The organism is Streptomyces canus, from assembly GCF_030816965.1.
GTDB classification, from domain to species: domain Bacteria; phylum Actinomycetota; class Actinomycetes; order Streptomycetales; family Streptomycetaceae; genus Streptomyces; species Streptomyces canus_E.
On sequence record NZ_JAUSYQ010000002.1, the window covers coordinates 1,091,522 to 1,113,103 of the forward strand.

General features: G+C 70.7%; 13 protein-coding genes. 11 read left to right on the forward strand and 2 right to left on the reverse strand.

The features are described 5' to 3' along the window. Positions 1-71: 71 nt before the first annotated feature. From QF027_RS05995 to QF027_RS06035, 9 genes are read left to right on the forward strand one after another with little or no spacing between them, the layout of a single operon-like run. The gene (locus QF027_RS05995) at positions 72-1,940 is read left to right on the forward strand and encodes a DUF4091 domain-containing protein (RefSeq protein ID WP_307073128.1); all 1,869 of its coding nucleotides are present in this window, start codon (positions 72-74) and stop codon (positions 1,938-1,940) included. Continuing rightward, positions 1,937-5,593: a beta-galactosidase gene (locus tag QF027_RS06000; RefSeq protein ID WP_307073130.1), complete on the forward strand. Its 3,657-nt coding sequence runs from the start codon at positions 1,937-1,939 to the stop codon at positions 5,591-5,593. Before QF027_RS05995 ends, QF027_RS06000 begins: the two co-directional genes overlap by 4 nt. Then, positions 5,593-7,611: a glycoside hydrolase family 31 protein gene (locus tag QF027_RS06005; protein ID WP_307073132.1), complete on the forward strand. Its 2,019-nt coding sequence runs from the start codon at positions 5,593-5,595 to the stop codon at positions 7,609-7,611. Before QF027_RS06000 ends, QF027_RS06005 begins: the two co-directional genes overlap by 1 nt. A gap of 10 nt (positions 7,612-7,621) precedes the next feature. Beyond that, a complete protein-coding gene (locus QF027_RS06010; protein ID WP_307073133.1) occupies positions 7,622-8,842 on the forward strand; it encodes an SGNH/GDSL hydrolase family protein in 1,221 nt (406 codons plus the stop codon). Positions 8,843-8,851: 9 nt separating this feature from the next. Then, the gene (locus tag QF027_RS06015) at positions 8,852-10,999 is read left to right on the forward strand and encodes a GDSL-type esterase/lipase family protein (RefSeq protein ID WP_307073135.1); all 2,148 of its coding nucleotides are present in this window, start codon (positions 8,852-8,854) and stop codon (positions 10,997-10,999) included. A gap of 26 nt (positions 11,000-11,025) precedes the next feature. Further along, entirely contained in the window at positions 11,026-12,474 is a 1,449-nt protein-coding gene (locus QF027_RS06020) for an alpha-L-fucosidase (protein ID WP_307073137.1), read from the forward strand. 5 nt (positions 12,475-12,479) lie between these two features. Beyond that, positions 12,480-13,424, forward strand: a complete 945-nt coding sequence (locus QF027_RS06025; protein ID WP_307073139.1) for a hypothetical protein — start codon at positions 12,480-12,482, stop codon at positions 13,422-13,424. Beyond that, positions 13,421-14,326 (forward strand): beta-glucosidase, encoded by a 906-nt coding sequence (locus QF027_RS06030; RefSeq protein WP_307073141.1) that lies wholly within the window; start codon positions 13,421-13,423, stop codon positions 14,324-14,326. The genes QF027_RS06025 and QF027_RS06030 overlap by 4 nt, the downstream gene beginning before the upstream one ends. Before the next feature lie 20 nt (positions 14,327-14,346). Then, a complete protein-coding gene (locus QF027_RS06035; protein ID WP_307073143.1) occupies positions 14,347-17,445 on the forward strand; it encodes an alpha-N-acetylglucosaminidase in 3,099 nt (1,032 codons plus the stop codon). 93 nt (positions 17,446-17,538) lie between these two features. Here QF027_RS06035 and QF027_RS06040 read toward each other — a convergent pair whose 3' ends face one another. Continuing rightward, positions 17,539-18,216: a uracil-DNA glycosylase gene (locus QF027_RS06040; RefSeq protein WP_057609776.1), complete on the reverse strand. Its 678-nt coding sequence runs from the start codon at positions 18,214-18,216 to the stop codon at positions 17,539-17,541. 151 nt (positions 18,217-18,367) lie between these two features. Between QF027_RS06040 and QF027_RS06045 the strand changes: the two genes are divergently transcribed. Continuing rightward, positions 18,368-19,360: an N-acetylglucosamine kinase gene (locus QF027_RS06045; protein WP_307073145.1), complete on the forward strand. Its 993-nt coding sequence runs from the start codon at positions 18,368-18,370 to the stop codon at positions 19,358-19,360. A 95-nt stretch (positions 19,361-19,455) separates the two neighbouring features. Then, positions 19,456-20,379 (forward strand): sirohydrochlorin chelatase, encoded by a 924-nt coding sequence (locus QF027_RS06050; RefSeq protein WP_306985257.1) that lies wholly within the window; start codon positions 19,456-19,458, stop codon positions 20,377-20,379. A gap of 79 nt (positions 20,380-20,458) precedes the next feature. Here the strand turns inward: QF027_RS06050 and QF027_RS06055 are convergent, their stop codons facing one another. Next, the gene (locus QF027_RS06055; RefSeq protein WP_307073147.1) at positions 20,459-21,490 is read right to left on the reverse strand and encodes a lactonase family protein; all 1,032 of its coding nucleotides are present in this window, start codon (positions 21,488-21,490) and stop codon (positions 20,459-20,461) included. Positions 21,491-21,582 lie beyond the last annotated feature (92 nt).

Sequence of the window (21,582 nt, forward strand, 5' to 3'; positions counted from 1 at the left end):
AGTCCTCCCGCCCCCCCAGGACCCGCCGGGGACAACTCCCTGCACCTCCGTGAGAGAGGGACCCCAGCCCCATGGCACGTACGTCCTCACTCGTCGCCGGCTTCGTCGCCGGTGTCGTCGTGGCCGCGAGTACCACCGCGATCGCCGTCACCGGTACGGCGACCACCAGCACCGACCTCAATTCCAAGGCCACCACCACCTGGCTGACCGTCAAGGTCGCCGACGCCATGGGCACCAGGGACACCATCACCTGGGTCCCCACCGGCTCCTTCGCCGGCTCCGCGGAAGAACGGGTCCCGCGGTATCCGATGACCCCCATCCAGGGCAAGGACACCAAGGAGCTCAAGCTCTCCGCCGTGCGCAACGAACAGGTCTCGGCGCAGCTGGCAATCGCCTCCGGCCAGAACCTCGACGACGTCAAGGCCGTGGTCGGCGACCTGACCGGGCCCGGCGGGACGAAGCTGTCCGGTGCCGACACCCAGGTCCGGTTCGTCAAGTACGTGCCCGTGCAGCGCTCCAAGAGCGAGGTCGACTGGTCGGCCACCATCGACCAGGTCAGCTCCGGCAAAGAGGTGTCCGGCGACCGCAACCCCGACGTGGTCGGCGACCCGCTGGAGGAGCGGGACTCGGTCGACGTGCCCGCGTACGCGGCCCAGCCGCTGTGGTTCACCTTCCGCATCCCCAAGACGGCCAAGCCCGGCGCCTACACCGGCACGGTCAAGGTCAACGCCGACGGCCGTACCCAGAGCACGTACCCGCTGACCATCGAGGTCGCGGACGCGAGCGTGCCCGACCCTAAGGACTACAACTTCTTCCTCGACGTGTGGGCGCAGCCGGAGACGATCGCCAAGAACCACGGCGTCAGGCTCTGGTCCGACGAGCACTGGAAGCTGATCGACAAGTACAACCGTGACCTGGCCTCACGTGGCCAGAAGGTCATCAACACCACCATCGTCGACAACCCGTGGCACCACCAGTGGTCGCTCGGCACGCGGGCGTCGCAGACCGCCACGCCGTACACCAGCATGGTGGGCTGGGCCTGGAACGGAAAGACGTTCTCCTTCGACTTCAGCCGCTGGGACAAGTACGTCGAGACCGCCAGACGTGCCGGTCTCGGGCCCGACATCGGTGCCTTCTCGATGCTCGCGTTCCAGGACCAGGAGCACCTGACCTACACGGACACCGGCACCGGCAAGACCGTCTACGAGAACGTCGATCTGGGCGGCGACCGCTGGCGTCAGGCGTGGGGAACGTTCCTGCCGGCCTTCGAGAAGCACGTGAAGGCGAAGGGCTGGCTGGACCACACCTGGCTGTCCTTCGACGAGCGGCCCATCGACACCATGACGGTCGTCAGGAACTTCGTCCACGAGGTCGCGCCGGCCTTCGACGACCGCATCTCCGTGGCCGGTTCGATCAACACCGAAGGCGTCGCGTCCAACCTGTCCGTCGACTGGGGCGGCATCGACGCGATGACGAAGGAGAAGGTGGCGGAACGGCGCAAGGCCGGCAAGATCACGACCTTCTACGTGTACGGCTCGCCGGCCCACCCCAACACGCTGTCCTACTCGCCCGCCGTCGAGTCGCGGATGCTGCCCTGGATCTCCGCCCAGCGGGATCTGGACGGTTTCCTGCGCTGGTCGTACAACAGCTGGACCAGTGATCCCTTCAAGCTGCCGGTGCACATCTTCACGCAGGGCGACGAGTACCTGGTCTACCCGGGCAAGGACGGCCCGATGTCCAGCATCCGCTGGGAGCAGCTGAAGGAGGGCATCGAGGACTACGAACTCATCGCCGAGCTGCGGAAGAAGGACGGCGGCACGGACAGCGACGCGCTGACCGAGGCCCTCACCACCGCGACGCGGAACCTCGACGGCCGGACGAAGGACGTGGGCGACATCGAGACCGCGCGGGCGGCCGTCGTGAAGGGGCTGACGTCATGAGGGTGAAGTGGAAGTCCCTGCTGCTCGCCGCGGCGCTGACTGTCATGCCCCTGACCAGCACAGCCGTCGTCGCGGCACCTGCCCAGGCCGACCCGCAGGCCCAGGCCCCGCACACCGTCACCTACGACCAGTACTCCGTACGGGTCGACGGAAAACCCCTGTACATATGGGGCGCCGAGTTCCACTACTTCCGGCTGCCCAGCCCCGACGCGTGGCGCGACGTCCTGCAGAAGATCAAGGCGGGCGGATTCAACGCGGTCTCGCTCTACTTCGACTGGGGTTACCACTCCTCCAAGCCGGGCTCGTACGACTTCACCGGCACCCGTGACGTGGAGCGGCTGCTCGACGAGGCCGAGCGCGCGGGCCTGTACGTGATCGCCCGACCGGGCCCGTACATCAACGCGGAGGTCTCCGGCGGCGGCATGCCCGCCTGGCGCTCGACACAGGCCGGCGTGAACCGTACCTCCGAGCCGGAGTACCTGAAGGCGGCCCGGGAGTGGATGAGCCGGATCAACCCGATCATCGCGCGCCACCAACTCACCCGTGGCACCGGGTCGGTGATCCTCTACCAGGTCGAGAACGAGTACCAGGGCGGCCGGCACGACGCCGACTACATGCAGACCCTCATCGACTGGGCGAAGGAGGACGGCATCGATGTGCCCACCTTCGTCAACGACGGCGGCGCCAACCAGAACTGGGTCAGCGGCAAGGGCGCCCCGGACATCTACGGCTTCGACGCCTACCCGCAGGGCTTCGACTGCAAGGACCCCGATACCTGGAAGAACCTGCCCGACTATTCGTACGTCAATGACTGGAAGCCCGAGTCCCCGCTGATCATCCCGGAGGCCCAGGGCGGCGCCTTCGACCCCTGGGGCGGCACCGGATACCAGGACTGCGCGAAGCTCACCGGCACCGACTTCACCCGGGTGTTCAGCAAGATGAACATCGCCGCCGGGGTGAGCGGCCAGTCCTTCTACATGACGTACGGCGGCACCAACTGGGGCTGGCTCGCCGACCCCAACGCGGTCTACACGTCGTACGACTACGGGGCCCCGATCAACGAGTCCCGCCAACTGACGGACAAGTACCAGGAGTTCAAGCGCCTCGGCTACATGGTCAACTCCGTCACCTCGCTGGCGCGCACCGACAAGGCCGAGGCCCGCACTCCTTCCGACGACGCCCTGCGCATCGACCGGCGCGTCAACCCCGACGACGGCACCCAGTTCTTCACCGTGCGCCACGCCGACACCCGCGTGAAGGACAAGGACGAGACCACCCTGTCCCTCTCGGGCAAGGACGGCGACTACCCGCGCGTCCCGCAGCAGGGCGAGATCACCATCAACGGCCGGGACGCCAAACTCCTCGTAGCGGGTTACGACTTGGGCGAGAACCAGCGGCTCGTCTACTCCACCTCGGAGATCATGACGCACGCCAAGATCGGCGACCGGGAGGTGGCGCTGCTGTACGGGCGTGCGGGCGAAACCGGCGAGACCGTGCTGCGGTACGCCGAGCGGCCCAAGGTGACCGTCCTCGACGGAGATGTCACCACCACCTGGGACGCCGCACGCGGTGACCTGCGCCTGAACTACACCCACAAGGGCCTGGCCCGCGTGCTGGTCAACGGCATGGAACTGCTGATCGCCGACACCGCGGAGACCGCCCGCTGGTGGCGGCAGGACACAGCCTCGGGACCGGTTCTGGTACGCGGCCCGTCCCTCGTCCGTACGGCCGAACAGGCGGGCGGCACGCTGAAACTGACCGGCGACTCGACCAAGGCCACGAAGGTCGAGGTCATCGCGGACGCCACGAAGGTGACCTGGAACGGCAGCGAGACCGCCGTCACCAAGGCGCCGCTCCCGGTCCAGTTGCCCGCGCTGACGACCTGGAAGTACAAGGAGGAGGCGCCCGAATCCGCTTCCGGCTTCGACGACTCCACCTGGACCACCGCCGACCACCTCACCGCCAACAACGCGGCACTGGCCGGGTCGCTGCCGGTCCTCGCGATGGACGAGTACGGCTTCCACCACGGCAACGTCTGGTACCGCGGCCGGTTCAGGACCACCGGTGCCGCGACCGCGCTCGCACTCGACGCCAAGACCGGCAACACCGGCCAGTACGCGGCCTGGCTCAACGGCCGCTACCTCGGCAGCTCCGGCGACGGCGCGCACACCTTCGACATCCCGGCGGGCACGCTGAAGGCCGGTGGAGACAGCGCGGACAACGTCCTGTCCGTCCTCGTGGAGAACGCGGGCCACAACGAGGAATGGGGCCACGACTACTCCAAGGAGCCGCGCGGTCTGCTCAGTGCCGAGGTGATCGGCGGGGCCTCCACCCTCACCTGGAAGATCCAGGGCAACCGGGGCGGCGAGGACCCGGTGGACACCGCACGCGGCCCGTACAACAACGGCGGGCTGCACGGAGAGCGGGCCGGCTGGTCGCTGCCGGGCTTCCCCGACGGCAGCTGGAAGAGCACGACTCTCTCCGAGCAGAGCGGCAAGACCGAGCCCGGCGTGCGCTGGTACCGCACCTCCGCCCGGCTCGACCTGCCGCAGGGCCAGGACAACGCGCTCGCGCTGGATCTGGCTGAACCCGCAGGCGGCAGCACCGGCTATCGCGCCGAGATCTTCGTCAACGGCTGGCTGATCGGCCGCTACCTGCCGGACACCGGACCGCAGACACGGTTCGTCATCCCCAAGGGCCTCCTGCGCGAGCAGGGCAGCAACAGCATCGCCCTGGCCGTGTGGTCCACCGAGGCCGGCGCGGGCCCGGGTGCGGCGAGGCTCGTCGACCTCGGCGCCTCGGCGGGCGGGATCAAGGTCGGTACGGTGGCGGCCCCCTCGTACGACGCCAAGACCTACGCCCTGCCGGCCCCGGGCGCACAGGTCACCGTCGACGCCGAGCCGTTCCTGGCCACCGGCACCGCCGCCAAGGTTCCCGTCACCCTCAGCGTGCCGAAGGACGCGCCGGCCGCCTGGAACGCCCAACTGGCGCTGAAGGTCCCGGACGGCTGGACCGCGACCACCGACGACACCACCCGCTTCGACCGGGTCCGGCCCGGCGCCACCGTGACCGCCGACTACACCGTCACCCCGCCGGGTGACCCAGTCCTCTACGCCGTCCTGTCCGCGACCGCCAAGCTCACTCAGCCCGGCCGTCCGGGAACCGTCACGGGCGTACGCGCCGTACAGGTGCCACCGCCCGCGCTGTCCGCCGACGCCTATGTGAGCGACCTGACCCTGGTCAAGGCGGTGAACGGCTGGGGGCCGGTGGAGAAGGACTCCTCCAACGGGGAGGACGCGGCGGGTGACGGTCGCCCCCTGAGCATCGGCGGCACCACGTACACCAAGGGCCTCGGCGTGCACGCCAACAGCCAGGTCCGGGTCTATCTCGGCGGCGGCTGCACCCGTTTCACCGCCACCGCCGGGGTGGACGACGAGGTCGGCGACGGCGGCAGCGTCTCCTTCCAGGTGACCGCCGACGGCCGCTCGCTCACCACGACCCCGGTGGTGCGCGGCTCCGACGGCGGCACCGAGGTCGACGTGGAGGTGACCGGTGCCCGCTGGCTGGATCTGCTGGTCGACGGGGACGGCGATGTCTCCTCGGACCATGCCGACTGGGCCGACGCCAAGCTGACGTGCGGCGGTGGTGCCTGATGCCCCCCACGGCGAGACGAACCGTACGCTGCGGCGCGGCGGCACTGACCCTGGCCGCCCCGCTGCTCGGCGCGGCGCCGGCGGCCGCCGACTCCGGGCCGGTCACCTTCTCGACACCCGGCTACGAACTGCGTGTCGCCACCGACCGGTTGACCGTCACCACCGTGCGGGCGGGCCGGACCGTCCTGGCCACCGCGCCCGCGGCGTTCCGGTTCCGGATCGGCGCCGACTGGCACATCGTCCGCGAGGTCACCGACAGCACCCGTGACGGCGACACCCTGCGCCTCACCGCCGCCACCGACCTGCCGGACGTCACCGTCGATCTGCGGATCACCCTGCGCTCCGACCGGTACGACATGAACTGGTCCCTGTCGGGCGCACAGGCCGACGCGCTCAGCACGGCGTACGACCTGAGCAGCGCCGGGCACTGGTACGGGCACGGCGAGAACAGCGACCAGACGGTTCAGCCGTGGCCGCTGGACTCCGGGCAGGTGGTGGACACCGGGTTCAGTCCGGCGTCCTACCAGGTGGTCTCCCCCTTCTGGTACACCTCCAGCGCCACCGGACTGTGGGCGGACACGAACGACCCGATGGACGTGCGGATCAACTCCGGCGGCAACGGGCTCGGCGAGTTCACCGTCACCGGCCAACGGCCCTCCGCCTCCACGGTGTTCGTCGAGGAGACCCCGGCCGAGGTGTACCGCGACCACATCGCGCTGGTCGGCAAGCCAGAACGCTCCGACACTCCCTACGAGCAGTACGCCACCCCGCTCTGGAACTCCTGGGCCCAGCTCTACGGCGAGCAGACCCAGCAGAACGTCCTCGCCTGGGCCCGCGCGCTGGCCGGCGCCGGGCTGGGCGGGCACGCGGTGCAGATCGAGGAGAGCGTGATCGCCGCCGACTTCGCCGAACGCTTCCCCGATGTGCCGGCCCTCTCCAGGCAACTCGACCGTCTCGGCTTCGACCTCGGCATGTGGACGGGCCTGTACATGCCCGAGACCGCCGCCACCTTCTCCGAAGCCGTCGACAACGGCTATCTGCTGAAGGAGCCGTCCGACCCGTCCAAGCCGTGCCTCTTCACCTGGTGGAACGGCCGCCAGACCGGGCTGATCGACCTGGCGAACCCGGCCGCGCGGCAGTGGTACACCGACGATCTGAAGGCGCAGACAACGCAGTTGGGCGTCGCCGGGTTCAAGTTCGACACCGCCTTCTTCGACGACCGCTGTGCCCCCTACCCGGGGGCCACCCGCGCCGACTACATCAAGTACGGCACCGAGCTGGCCGACGAGTTCGACCAGCAGGGAGCCGGGCTACGGGTCGCCTGGAACGCCGCGCAGGCCAAGGGCTTCGCCACCCGCACGGCCGACAAGCCGACGACCTTCGCGGGGCTGCGCGCCGCGGTCTCGGCCAACCTGGCGGTCTCGACGATCGGTTACCCGTTCGTCGAGACCGACATGATCGGCGGCTCGCTCAGCTACCCGCCGCCCACCAAACAGGTCCTTGCCCGCTGGGCACAGGCGGCCTCCCTGATGCCGCTGATGTACGCCTCCACCTCACCCACCGGTGTACGGGACGCGACGACCGGCGAATGGGTCGGTTACGACCGCGAAACGGTCGCCCTCTACCGGCAGGCGATCAAGACGCACGAGAAGCTCGCTCCCTACATCTGGGACCAGGTGCAGAGCACCCTGAAGACCGGTGATCCGATCATGCGGCCGCTGTTCTTCGACTCCCCGAAAGACGAGGCGAGTTACACCGTCTCCGACGAGTGGATGCTCGGCCCGGCCGTGCTCGCCGCGCCGAAGCTCGACGAAGGCACCACCCGGGACATCTTCCTGCCGACCGGAACGTGGCGTGACGTCACCACCGGCAAGGTCGTCCACGGCCCCGTGACGCTCAAGGGGTACGCGGCGCCACTCGGCGTGACCCCGGCATTCGTGAACCTCAAGGCCAAGGGCGCCACCAAGGCGTACCAGGCGCTCGCGCGCACCGGCGCGGAACAGCAAGCGGAACAGTAAGGGGCGTCGGATGCATGGGATACGCGGCAGGCTCGCGGCTTTGCTCCTGGCGGTCTCGGCGGTCGTGGCCGGGACGGTGGCGCACGCCGAGGCCGGTCAGCAAGACGATCGGCGCGGCTGGACAGGTACCTGGGCGACGTCGGCCAGTGAGCACTACGAGGTCTCGGGGATGTCCGAGGTGACGGTACGGATGCCGGTGCACACCAGCGTCGGCGGCTCATCCGTACGCATCCGGCTGACCAACGCCTACGCCACCGACCCGGTGACGATCGGGCACGCGACCGTGGGCCTGCGCGACGGCGGTTCCGCCGTGGAGCGCCCGTACGACCTGCGGTTCGGCGGGAAGCGGGCGGTCACGATCCCGGCGGGTGGCCAGGCTGTGAGCGATCCGGTCGGACTCGCCGTGCCGGCCCTGACCGACCTGGTGGTCAGTCTCCATCTGCCGGGTCAGGTCACGCACATCACCGATCACTGGTGGGCGCAGCAGACGGTGTACTGGACGGACTACGGGGCGGGCGACCACGCCGCCGACACCTCGGGCGACGCCTACACCTGGACCACCACGAGCTGGCCGTTCCTCAGCGGCGTCGACGTGACCGCGCCGAGGACCGGATCGGTGGTGGCGCTCGGCGACTCGATCACCGACGGGTCCTTCTCGACGGCCGACACCAACCGGCGCTGGCCCGACCTGCTCTCCGCCCGCCTCAACACCTGTCTGCCCGGCGCCGGGGTCCTCAACGCGGGCATCACCAGCAACCGGATCACCGCCGGGACCGCGACCAACCCCTCGGCGCTCGACCGGCTCGAACGGGATGTGCTCTCCCAGCCGGGCGCCAGGACCCTGATCCTCTTCGAGGGGATCAACGATCTCGGCGGGGCGAGTGCCGAGCAGATCATCGCCGGGATGACGGAGATCGCCGCCCGGGCCCACCAGCGCGGGATGCGGGTCGTCGGCGCCACGATCACCCCGTACAAGGACTTCACCTGGGGTGGCTGGACCGAGGACACGGAGGCGCGGCGACAGCAGGTCAACGCGTTCGTCCGGGACTCCGGCGGGATCTTCGACGACTACGCCGACTTCGACCGGGCGGTCCGGGATTCGGCGGATCCGCGGCGGCTGGGCGCGGCGTACGACTCCGGAGACCATCTGCACCCCAATGACGCCGGCATGAAGGCATTCGCCGACTCCATCGACCTGACGTCGCTCGGCCTCGGCCGCGGCTGTTCCTGAGGAGGAACCGTGTCCAGACGGCTTGAACACCTGCGGGGGCACGGAAGATTCGCGCTCCTGGCCACAGCGTTGGCGGCCACCGTGGCAGCCCTGCTTCCGGTGGCGCCGGCCGCGGCCGAGACCGCACCTCAGGGGTGGACGGGGACGTGGGCGACCGCCCAGCACGCCGCGTACGACCCCGGCACCTCGGAGGTGACGGTTCGGATACCGGTGCGGGTGAGCGCCGGCGGGTCGAGCGTACGCATCCGCCTGACCAACGACTTCACCACCGAGCCGGTGACCATCGGACACGCGACCGTCGGACTTCGGGATGGCGGTTCCGCCGTCACGAAGCCGCAGAAGCTGCGGTTCGGCGGGAAGAGCAAGGTGACGATCCCCGCCGGCGGGCAGGCGGCCAGCGATCAGGTCCGGCTCACCGTGCCCGCCCGCAGCGACTTGGTCGTCAGCCTGTACTTCCCGGGCCGGCTCACCCACATCAGCCAGCACTGGATGGGCCTGCAGACCGTCTACTGGACGCCCGACGGCGGCGGCGACCACGCCTCGGACGCCGACGGGGACGCCTTCACCAGGACCGATTCCACCTTCCCGTTCCTGACCGGTGTCGACGTACAGGGCGGCAACGCGGCGGGCGCCGTGGTGGCGCTCGGCGACTCCATCACCGACGGCGCGGCCTCCACCTCGAACGCCAACCGGCGCTGGCCCGACTACCTGGCGGGGCGGCTGTCGGCCTGCTCGACCACCGCCGGGGTGCTGAACGAGGGCATCAGCGGCAACCGGATCACCGCCGGCGTGGACGGCAACCCGTCGGCGCCGGCCCGGCTGGAGCGCGATGTGCTGTCGCAGCCGGGCGCCACGACAGTGGTCCTCTTCGAGGGCGTCAACGACCTCAGCTGGGGCGGCGCCACCGGCGATCAGGTGATCGACGGCATGAAGGAGATCGTGCGCCGCGCCCACGAACGCGGGCTGCGCGTGATCGGCGCGACGGTCGTGCCGTATCGCGGCTGGGGCGACTGGTGGACCGAGGCCAAGGAGGCCGACCGGCAGAAGGTCAACACGTTCGTCCGCGACGGCGGCGTCTTCGACGGCTACGCCGACTTCGACAAGGCCGTACGGGACCCGGACGACCCCACCCGCTACGCCGCCGCGTTCGACTCCGGTGACCATCTGCACCCCAACGACGTCGGGATGAAGGCCTTCGCCGACGCGGTCGACCTCGCCGGCCTGCGGGTGGCCCGCGACTGCCCCTCGGCCCGCGTCCGGCTCACCCCGTACCGGCCGACCCTGCAAGCCGGAGGCGACGGCACACAGATCACGTCGACCGTCACCAATAGCGGAACCAAAGCGGTCACCGAGGTCAGTACTCGCCTCGATCTCCCCGACGGCTGGTCCGCCGAACCGTCCGGTAGCGCGCGGGTGCGCTCCCTCGCCCCCGGCGGCAGCGCCAAGGTCACCTGGACGGTGACCCCGGCGGCCGACGCGGCCTGGGGCACCCACCAGATCGGCGTACGCACCTCCTTCCTCCAGGACGGCCGGACACGCCGCGACTTCGACAGCGTGGACGCCACGGTGACTCCCGCTCCGTCCGAGGTGCGGGCGCCGTATCTGACGACCGCCACCACCACCGAGAAGGCCCAATACGCGCAGAACGGCGACCAGTTCGCCATCTGGGCGGGCGGTCAGGACCTGTCCGGCTGGAAGGACGAGAAGGCGGCGGTCTACCTCGCCGACGTGGCGCCGCCGTCCGGCACCGTGACCGCCCGGGTCGTCGGTCAGACCGGCAGCGGCCCGTCCGCCAAGGCGGGGATCGCCGTCGCCAACGACCTCACCTCGCCCGAGGCGGGCGGCTACGCGGTGCTCACCATGTCCGCGCAGTACGGCCTGGAGTTCCTCACCGACACCGACGGCGACGGGAAGCTCGATACCTGGGCGGGCGGCGGCAGTTCGTACCACCCCGCCTGGCTGAAGCTCGTCCGCGACGGCACCGCCTACACCGCGTACGCCAGTTCCGACGGCACCGCCTGGCAGCAGGTGGCCACCGCCACCGTGCCGTCCGCGAGCGGTACCGGCGACGCCGGAATGGTCGCGAGCGCCGTCAACCTCAACTACCCCGACCAGATCACGACAGCACTCTTCGACTCCTTCTCCACGCACGCCTGATCGACGTACCAGTGAGAGGCACGTATATGGCAGTCAACCGCAGACACTTCATGACCACCGCGGCCGCCCTCGGCGGCGCGGTGCTGCTGGCCCCGCCCGGCACCGCCCAGGCCCTCACCCAAGGTGCGTCGCCCGTCGCCTCGAGCCTCCCCGACTACCAGCCCACCAAGGCGTCCCTCGACACCCATCCCGTGCCGCGCTGGTACAAGGACGCCAAGTTCGGCATCTTCGTCCACTGGGGCATCTACTCGGTGATCGGCGGCGCGACACCGAGAAGCGCCTCCGAGTGGTACCTGTGGTACCAGAGCACCAAGGACACCGCCGAGTGGAAGTACCACCGCGACACCTACGGCGAGAACGTCACCTACGACGACCTCATCCCCCAGTTCAAGGCCGAGAAGTACGACCCCGACTCCTGGGTGCGGCTGTTCGAGCAGGCGGGCGCCGAGTACTTCGCACTGACCAGCAAGCACCACGACGGATTCGCCCTCTACCCGAGCCAGGTGACGGACCGTCACTCCGTGGCGTACGGCCCGAAGCGTGACCTCGTCGGTGAGCTGATGAGCGCGGCCCGCAGGCGCGGCACCGTGCGGCCGGGCCTGTACTACTCGCTCGGGGAGTTCTTCAACCCGGCGATCGGCCGACCGATGCGCAACTTCTACACCGGCCAGGAGATCCCGATGACCGGCTACAAGCCGGTCCAGGACTACGTCGGCGACTACGAGCTCAAGCAGCTGTACGAGATCATCGACCGCTACGACCCGGAGCTGCTCTGGGCCGACGGGCAGTGGTTCCGGCCCACCGGCAACCCGCCGTGGCGCAGCGAAGAACCCATGGCCCACTACTACAACCAGGCCAAGAACCGTACGCGCCCCAAGGGCGTCGTGATCAACGACCGGTTCGACACCCACTTCGACTTCGCGACGTACGAGCAGCGCACCAACCCCACGATGGACCCCCAGAAGTGGGAGTGCTGCATGACCATCGGCTACTCCTGGGGCTACAACAAGCACGAGCCGGACGAGGACTACAAGACCTCCGAGTTCCTGATCCAGCTGCTCGCCGACGTGGTCAGCAAGAACGGCAACCTGTTGCTCAACATCGGCCCCAAACCGGACGGCACGATCCCCGACATCATGCAGGAGCGGCTGCGGGACATCGGCGCCTGGCTGAAGGTCAACGGCCCCGCGATCTACGGGTCGACGCCCGGGGTGCGGGCGGAGGAGGAGGGCGGCCCGCTCGGCATCCGCTACACCGTCTCCCCGGGCAAGTTCAACATCATCGTGCTGGGCGCGCCCAGCGGCACCCTCTCGGTGCCCGGCGACATCCCCATCAGCGCCACGTCCCGGGTCCGGCTGCTCGGCACGAGCGGCAGTCTGCGGTGGACCCGCCGTGACGGAAAGATCAACATCACCGTCCCGTCCTCCCTGCCCAGCGACATCGCCAACGTCTTCACCGTCGACTGGGCCCGGTGAACGGCATGGGAATCAGTAACGGCACCCAGTTCGACGCCCTGGGACCCACCCTCTCCGTCACCACGCAGCCGGCCGAGCCGGCCGGCGGTGACACGGTCACCGCCACCGCGGTCCTCACCAACGACTGTCCCTTCCCACTCCTCAACGCCGTGCTCCATCTGATCAATCCCCGAGCCACCACGGCGGCGAAGACCATCCCGCTCGGCGACCTGCGGCCCGGCACGAAGACAACCCGGCGCTGGCAGACGGCGATCCCGGCCGACATGGCCGGGAACGTGTCGTTCACCGCACACCTGGTCTTCGACGTCGACGAGCACAGCAGCGACTGCGCGCGGACCGCGAAGACGTTCACGGTGCCCTACGAGCCCAACGAGGTGCGGGACCCGTACCGGACGTTCGCCACCACCGACGACGCCAAGTTCGGCCAGTACGGCGGCCAGTTGGTGATCTGGGCGGGCGGCCGCGACTTCTCCGGCGGCACCGACGAGAAGGGGGGCATCCTCCTTCCCGGCTCCGCCGCCGAGTCGAGCGTGGTGCAGGTCGAGACGGTCAGCCTCACCGGCAGCGACAACCCCACCGCCAAGTACGGCATCGCCGTCGCCAACGACCTGACCGCGCCGGAGAAGGGCGGCTACGCCGTCCTCACCATGTCGAAGTCGTACGGCGTGGAGTTCATGACCGACAGCGACGGCAACGGACACCTCGACACCTGGGCCGGCGGCGGCGTTTCCGCCCACCCCGCCTTGCTGCGCCTGGTCCGCTCCGGCACCACCTACACCGCTTACACCAGTACCAACAACGGCCTCTCCTGGAACGAGATCGCGAGCGTGACCGTGCCCTCCGCGAGCGGGGCCCTGGACGCGGGCGTGGTGGCGAGCGCCGTGAACCTCAACTACCCCGGCACGACGGTCCAGGCCGTGTTCGACCACTTCACCGTGGAGGAGTCGTGACCGCCTACCGTCCCGAGGAGGACTTCCTCTCGCCGCCCGTCTCGCTCACCGTCACCCCCTCGGCGCCCGAGGCCGGCAAGGCCGTGACCCTGACGGCCACCCTCACCAACACCGCCCCCATCGCGCTGCGCGGCACCGTGCTCTATCTCGCCGTGGACGACTCCGCCGCAGAGGACGGCCTGGGCGACCTCGCGCCCGGACGGTCGGTGACCCGCACCTGGCGGACCCAGCTGGCCGACGACGCCGAGGGCCGGATCGTGTTCACCGCGCACGCCCTCTTCGACGTGCACCGCCACGGCTCCGACTGCACCCGCGCCACCACTCCCGTCCTGCTGCCGTACCGCTCGTTGCCCAAGGCGTTCGACAACGCGGGGATCTCCACCGAGGAGGCCCCCACCGCCGCGAACATCGACGGCTCGAACTCCAGCCTGTCCGCCGAGGCGCTGGCGTCGGTGGGGCTGACCCCGGGCGCCACGGTCGCCTACGAAGGGGTGCCCTTCACCTGGCCGGACACCCGGCCCGGGAGCCAGGACAACGTCATCTCCTCCGGTCAGGCCGTGCTGCTGTCAGGATCCGGTTCCCGGTTGTCCTTCCTCGGCACCAGCACCTGGGGCGAGGGCAAGGGCGACGGCAAGGTCGTCTACGCCGACGGCACCGAGCAGGCGTTCTCGGTCGCCGTCCCCGACTGGTACGGCGCGAACTCCTCCGCCGCGGTGGTGCTGCCCTACCGGCACATCAGCACCGGCCGGGACGACAGCCCCGTCAGCCTGTTCACCTTCGGCGTCGATCTGACAGCCGGGAAGGAACTGCGTTCCGTGGTCCTGCCCAAGGTCAGCGACGGCATCCAGGCGGGTGCCGCCGCCCTGCACATCTTCGCCATGACGATCACGACGATCAACTGAGCTCTGCCGGAAGGACGTTCATGCACGACAACCGAGGCGACCTCGCCCTCCCAGGCGTCACGCGCAGACGGATCCTCACGGGCGCGGTCGCGCTGGGCGGCGCCGCGCTGCTGGCCCGCCCGCAAGGCGCGTACGCGGCCGACGGAGCCCTCTTCGACACCGCGCCCGCCGCGGCAGCGCTGAAGCGGCTGCTTCCCGACCACTACCGGCAGTTCACTCTGCGGGCCGTCGCCGACGTCGCCGACCGCTTCCGGGTCACCGGCCGGGCCGGGCAGATCACGGTGGAGGGCACGAGCCCCGCCGTGCTGCTGACAGGCCTCCACACCTACCTGCGGCGGACCGCGCACGCCTCCGTCTCCTGGACCGGCGAGCAGCTGGACCTGCCACGCATCCTCCCCGCGCCCGCCGCGGAGATCACCGGAACGGCCAACGTGCCGCACCGCTTCGCCTTCAACGACACGAACGAGGGTTACACCGGCGCCTACCGTGGCTGGGACGCCTGGCAGTACGAGTTGGACGTGCTGGCCGTGCACGGAGTCAACCGGGTCCTCGTCTACATCGGCGGCGACGCCGTCTATTACGACACGTTCCGTCAGTTCGGCTACACCGACGCCGAGATGCGCGCCTGGATCCCGGCCCCCGCCCGTCAGCCCTGGTGGCTGCTGCAGAACATGTCGGGCTTCGGCGGGCCCGTCTCCCGGCAGCTCATCGAGAAGCGTGCCGCGCTCGCCGAGAAGATCATCGACCGGGTACGTGACCTGGGCATGACGCCGGTGCTGCCGGGCTACTACGGCAGCGTCCCGGACGACTTCCCCGCCAAGCACGGCGGGGACGCGACCGTGGTGGCGCAGGGCACCTGGGGCGCCTTCAAACGCCCCGACTGGCTCGACCCGCGCACCACGGCCTTCGACGACGTGGCCGCCACTTTCTACCGTGCCCAGAAGGAGCGGTTCGGTGAGAGCACGATGTACAAGATGGACCTGCTGCACGAGGGCGGCAACGCCGGTGACGTGCCGGTGGGCGAGGCCGCGGGGGCCGTCGAGGCGGCGCTGCAGAAGGCCCACCCGGGGGCCGTCTGGGCGATCCTCGGCTGGCAGAACAACCCGGCCAAGGAGCTGCTCGACGGCGTCGACAAGAGCCGGATGCTGATCGTGGACGGCCTGTCGGACCGCTACACCACCGTCACGGACCGGGAGAGCGACTGGGGCGGCACCCCGTACGCCTTCGGCAGCATCTGGAACTTCGGCGGCCACACCCCGATCGGCGCCAACGCCCCGGACTGGGTGGAGCAGTACCCCAAGTGGCGTGACAAGGAAGGCAGTGCGCTCGCCGGTATCGCCGCGATGCCCGAGGGGGCGGACAACAACGCGCCCGCACTGGCCCTCCTCACCGACCTGGCCTGGACGCCCGGCTCCGTGGACCTGGACGACTGGTTCGCCGCGTACGCCCTCTCCCGCTACGGCGGCCCCGACCGGCATGCGGCGGCGGCCTGGCAGACGATCCGCGACACCGCGTACAACATGTCCCGCGCGGACTCCTGGAGCGAGGCGCCCGACGGCCTGTTCGGCGCCCGTCCGAGCCTGACGGCGAACAAGGCCGCCGCCTGGGGGCCGGAGAAGGACCGCTACGACACCACGGCCTTCGACGCCGCACTCACCGAACTGCTCGCGGTACGAGCGGAGTTGAGGGGCAGCTCGGCCTACCGGTACGACGTCGTCGACGTGGCACGGCAGGTCCTGTCCAACCGCAGCCGGGTCCTGCTGCCGCAGATCAAGGCCGCGCACGACGCCGGGGACAAGGCATTGTTCGGCAGGCTGACCAAGACCTGGCTGGGCTGGATGGACCTCCTCGACGACCTGCTGGCCACCTCCGGCCCGCATCTACTGGGGCGGTGGCTCAGCGACGCGCGCTCCTGGGGCGCCGACCGGCCCGAGAAGGACCGCCTCGAATACGACGTCCGCTCCCTCATCACCACCTGGGGCGGACGCCAGAGCAGCGAGGAGGGCCTGCACGACTACGCGAACCGGGAGTGGTCCGGACTGGTCGGCGGCCTGTACCGCACCCGCTGGCAGACGTACTTCGACACGCTCGCCACGGGGAAGGACCCGGCGACGATCGACTGGTTCGCCCTGGAGGACCGCTGGGCGCACGCTCACGAGACGCACTCGACCGATCCCCACGGCTCCCCGTACGCCCTGGCCCGCAGCGTGCGCGACCTGCTCGCCACCACTCCCTACCAGGCGGCCCTCACGGCGGGGGCCGACCGGGGAGCGGTGGCCGAGGGCACGCCCGCGACGGTGACGGTCACCTTCACCAACAGGAACGGGTTCACGGCGGCACGCGGTGTGACCCTTTCCGTCACCGCTCCCAAGGGCATGGCAGTGAAGGCGCTCGATCCGGTGAGCAAGGCGTCGGTGGCGTCCGGCGAGACGTTCGCCGCTCACTTCGAGGTCTCGCTGGCGGGTGCGCTTACGGAACTGGTCGGCCAGGTCGTCGCCACGGCGTCGTACGCAGGGGGTGGGAAGGCGGTGGCGCCGGTACGGCTGATGGCCGCGGCCGGGGTCGGCGACCCGTACCGCACCGCCTCCTACAACGACGCGGTGTTCGGCCAGACCGGCGACGAGATCGCCATCGAGGGCGCGGGGGCCGACCTGTGGGGCGGCACCAACGAGTTCGGGGCGGTGTACCGGGCGGGCGGGTACAAGGACGGAACGGTGGCCCAGGTCACGGTCACGTCCCAGGACGCGTCCGGAGGCTGGGCACGGGCGGGCCTCATCGTCCGCAACGACCTGGGTACGCAGGGAGGCGCCGGTTACGTGAATCTGGCGATCACCCCGTCCAACGGCTGTGCGCTGAGCTGGGACGCGGACGGTGACGGCCGTTTCGACTCGATCGAACTGGCGGGCTCCTTCACCGCGCCGGTGCGGCTGCGGCTGACCCGGTCCGGCGCCTCGTACACCGGTGAGGCGAGCACGGACGGCGTCACCTGGACGACGGTGGGCACGGCCACGCCGTCAGGCGCGGCCGCCGCACAGGACGTCGGGGTCTTCATGACCGCGGCCAACGGCTGGACCGACGGACGGGGCATCGCCACGTTCGACGGATTCACGGTGACCTGATCGCGGTGACCGCGACGCCCGCGGTCAGCGTGCCCGGGCGGACGCGGTCACGAGACAGCGGCCCGGCCCCCTCCACCGCACGGTGGAGGGGGCCTACGGCAGTCGCCAGTCCACCGGCTGGGCACCCTGCCGCAGCAGCAGGTCGTTGGCCCGGCTGAACGGACGCGAGCCGAAGAATCCGCGGTCCGCCGACATCGGCGAGGGATGAGCGGACTCAATCGCCGGAAGATCCCCCAGGAGCGGCCGCAGATTGCGCGCGTCACGCCCCCACAGGACCGAGACCAGCGGCTTCCCCCGAGCGGCAAGCGCCCGGATCGCCTGCTCGGTGACCTCCTCCCAGCCCTGACCGCGGTGCGCGCCCGGCTTGCGCGGGGCCGTCGTCAACGCCCTGTTGAGCAACAGCACACCCTGCTCGGCCCACGGCGTCAGATCCCCGTTCGACGGCCGGGGCAGCCCCAGGTCGGAGTGCATCTCCCGGAAGATGTTCTCCAGGCTGCCCGGCAGGGAACGCACCTCGGGCGAGACCGCGAAGCTCAACCCGATCGCCATCCCCGGCGTCGGGTAGGGGTCCTGACCGACGATCAGAACGCGCACGTCGTCGAAGGGCTGCTGGAAGGCCCGCAGGACGTTCGCCCCGGCCGGCAGATAGGTCCTGCCCGCCGCTATCTCGGCCCGGAGGAAGTCCCCCATCGCGGCGATGCGTTCGGCCGCGGGCTCGAGAGCCTTCGCCCAGCCCGCTTCAACAAGTTCGTGCAAGGGTCGTGGTGCCACGGCGTGTCACTCTACTGGCAGGCGCCGGGGCACAGCACCCACGCAGAAGCCCTCGCCCACGGACGCCGCTCCCGGCGCTACTCTTCCTCCTCGTCGAGATCTTGGAGCCGGCCAAGCAGACCACGCATCGGTCACCGGGGAGGCGAGGAGCTTGTCACTTCACGGGACCAGTACGGGGGAAGGGTTTCTCGCCGTCGACTCCGGCGGCTCCGGCCTGCGGGTCGTCGTCGGCACCCCCGGCCGGGGGAACACGGCCCCGCGGGAGTCCCGGGTACCCGTGCGGACGGGTGCGCGCGGGATCGACCCGGGGCACCTGATGGAGCAACTGACGCCCATGGTCCGGGCGTTGCTGCCCGAGGCGGGGGTGACCGGACTGGACACCGCCGTCGTCGGGGCGGCCGGCCTCGCGACCCTGGGCGATGCGCTGCGGGCCGAGCTTCCCACCGCGTTGGTAAGGGAGTTCGGGGTCCGCACCGTCGCGCTCGTCGCGGACGCGGTGACGGCCTACACCGGCGCTCTCGGTCCGCGCCCGGGTGCGGTCGTCGCGGCCGGTACCGGTCTCATCGCGATCGGCACCGACCTCGAGAGCTGGCGCCGGGCGGACGGCTGGGGCCATCTGCTGGGCGACTGCGGGGGCGGGGCGTGGATCGGGCGGGCCGGGCTGGAGGCCGCCCTGCGTGCCCACGACAGGCGGTCCGGGGGCTCGGCGGCGCTGCTGGCCCGGGCCGAGGAGTCGTTCGGACCGGTGCGGGAGCTGCCCGGCAGGCTGTACCCGCGTACGGACCGGCCCGCCGTCCTCGCCTCCTTCGCGCCCCAGGTGGCGGCCTGCGCCGGGAGCGACCCGGTCGCCGGGAGGATCCTGCGCGAGGCGGCCCGGCACATGGCGGACTCGGCGGCCGCGGTCTGTCCGGCGGAGGGCGAGGCGCATGTCAGCCTCACCGGTGGCCTGTTCAGGATGGGTGCCGCCCTCGTCGTACCGCTGGAGGAGGAGTTGAGGCGGCGACTGCCGCACGCCCGGCGGGTCACGGCGGCGGGCGGGCCGTTGGAGGGATCCGTACAGATCGCCACAGAACTGGCGCGTGGCTCGCTCACTCTTCCGAGCGACGAGTCGATGTTGTATGTCGTGACCCCAAAGAGGGGCTGAAGCGGACGTAACTCATCAGACAAAACCGGACGGATACCGCTCACCTGCACCCTCCCCGAACAGGGGAGCCCCGGAAGCCAGTAACATGCGTCGCCATGAGCTCCCCCACTGGGCCCGCGTCCGGCCTGCCAGTACGAATGCCGCGACCTCGCCAGCCCGGGCGGCACCGCCGACCCGAGCCCTTGGCGGCTCCCGAGGGCGCGCCCGCGCTCGTCCTCGCGGTTCCGGGCACGCCCGCGGCCGCCACGCGCAGCCTCGCCGAGGAGGTCGTGAGCATCGCCCGCTCCGAGCTCCCCGGCCTCGACGCGCGGATCGGGTACCTCGACGGGGACGACTCGGAGTTCCCCACGCTTCAGGCCGTCCTGACCCATGCCGCCCAGGAGCGCACCGCCCGTTACGAGCAGGCCAAGGCCGCCGGGCTGGACGTCAAGGAGCCCGACGGCCCCGTCGCCGTCGTGGTGCCACTGCTCGCCGGTCCGGACAGCGCGCTGCTGCGCCGGATCCGCCAGGCGGTGATGGACAGCCGGATCGCGGCCGACCTCACCGATGTGCTGGGCCCGCACCCGCTGCTCGCCGAGGCGCTGCACGTACGTCTGTCGGAGGCCGGGCTGGCCCGCGCCGACCGCGCTCGCCTGTTCGCCGTGACGACCGCCGCGGACGGCATCATCCTGGGCGCGGTGGGCGGCGAGGAGGCCGTGCAGGCGGCCGGGATCACCGGCATGCTGCTCGCCGCGCGTCTCGCCGTGCCGGTGATGGCGGCGGCGCTCGACCAGGACGGCTCGATCGCGTCCATCGCCGATCAGCTGCGGTCCTCCGGTTCGCAGCAGCTGGCGCTCGCGCCGTATCTGATAGGGCCGGAGATCGACCCCGCCGTGATCGAGGAGGCGGCCAAGGAGGCGGGCTGCTCCGCCGCCGAGCCGCTCGGCCCCTACCCGGCGATCGGCAAGCTCGTCCTCGCCAAGTACACGACCGCGCTGGGCATCGCCCCGCAGCAGGCGCAGGGCGCACCGGTGCGCTGAGCGTGCCTCCTGCGACCGCGTCACCGAAAGGGCCCGCTCCATCCATCGGAGCGGGCCCTTCGGTGTGCAAGGCGGCGGATCAGTCGAAGACCACGCAGGACGCGGCCGGGACCTCGATCGAGCCCTCGTACCTGGGCAGGCCGGTGGCCGGGTCCACGGCGAACCAGGTCACGTCGCCGGAGCGCTCGTTGGCCACGTACAGGAATCCGCCGGACTCCGCGAGGGCCCGGGGCCAGCGGCCGCCGCAGATGACCGTGCCGACCAGCCGCAGGTCGTCGCCCTCGACGGCGAACGTGGACAGGACGTCCTCGCCCCGGGTGGCGGTCCACACGAAACGGCCGTCGGGGGACGTGACGACGCCCGACGGGTAGGCGTCGCCCTCCGGGGCGCCCGCCAGCACCGGGATCTCGCTCAGGGGCTTCAGGGAGCCCTCCTCGGCGTCCCAGCGGCAGCTGATGAGGGTCGGGGTGAGCTCGTTGAGGACGTAGGCACGGGTCCCGTCGGGATGGAAGGCCAGGTGACGCGGGCCCGAGCCGGGACGCAGGGCGACCTCGCGGTGCACGTCGAGCGCGCCGTCCGTCAGGGTGCACAGCCGCACCGAGTCCGTGCCGAGATCGACGCTGACGATCCACCGCCCGCTCGGGTCGGGCTGCACCTGGTGGGCGTGCGGGCCGTGCTGGCGGGGTGTGTGCGGGCCCGAGCCGGTGTGGCGCAGCACGCCGGAGGGGACACCCGCGAGGGAGCCGTCGGCGCGCAGGGGCACGGTGGTGACGCTGCCGGAGCCGTAGTTGGCGGTCAGGACGTGTCCGGCGTGCACGGCGAGGTGCGTGGGCCCGTTCCCGTCGACCGGCACCGGCGGGCCGGCCGGCTCGGGCCGGTCGCCGCTCACCCGGTACGCGGCCACCGCGCCCTCGGCCGTCTCGCTGACCGTGTACAGCACGTCCCCGCGGGCCGACAGGGCCAGATACGACGGATCGGGTACGCCGTTCAGGGCGCTCAGCACCTTCAACGCACCCGTGTCCGGGGCCACCGTCGCCGTCACGATGCCGGGGCCTCCCGCCGCCGTGAACGACCCGATGTAGGCCCGTCCGCCCCTGCCGCCGTCTGCCACAGTCGTCCCCTCTCGGTCTGTGCCGTTCGGGGCGACGGTAGCAGTCGATCAGCACCGGTCTAGACCAACCCCGTCACCTTCACGAGGCCGCC

What these genes read in the sequence shown, in the direction of transcription:
- QF027_RS06000 (WP_307073130.1), top strand. Translation starts at nt 1,937, where the DNA reads ATGAGGGTGAAGTGGAAGTCCCTGCTGCTCGCCGCGGCGCTGACTGTC.
- QF027_RS06020 (WP_307073137.1), top strand. Translation starts at nt 11,026, where the DNA reads ATGGCAGTCAACCGCAGACACTTCATGACCACCGCGGCCGCCCTCGGC.
- QF027_RS05995 (WP_307073128.1), top strand. Translation starts at nt 72, where the DNA reads ATGGCACGTACGTCCTCACTCGTCGCCGGCTTCGTCGCCGGTGTCGTC.
- QF027_RS06010 (WP_307073133.1), top strand. Translation starts at nt 7,622, where the DNA reads ATGCATGGGATACGCGGCAGGCTCGCGGCTTTGCTCCTGGCGGTCTCG.
- QF027_RS06035 (WP_307073143.1), top strand. Translation starts at nt 14,347, where the DNA reads ATGCACGACAACCGAGGCGACCTCGCCCTCCCAGGCGTCACGCGCAGA.
- QF027_RS06025 (WP_307073139.1), top strand. Translation starts at nt 12,480, where the DNA reads ATGGGAATCAGTAACGGCACCCAGTTCGACGCCCTGGGACCCACCCTC.
- QF027_RS06050 (WP_306985257.1), top strand. Translation starts at nt 19,456, where the DNA reads ATGAGCTCCCCCACTGGGCCCGCGTCCGGCCTGCCAGTACGAATGCCG.
- QF027_RS06005 (WP_307073132.1), top strand. Translation starts at nt 5,593, where the DNA reads ATGCCCCCCACGGCGAGACGAACCGTACGCTGCGGCGCGGCGGCACTG.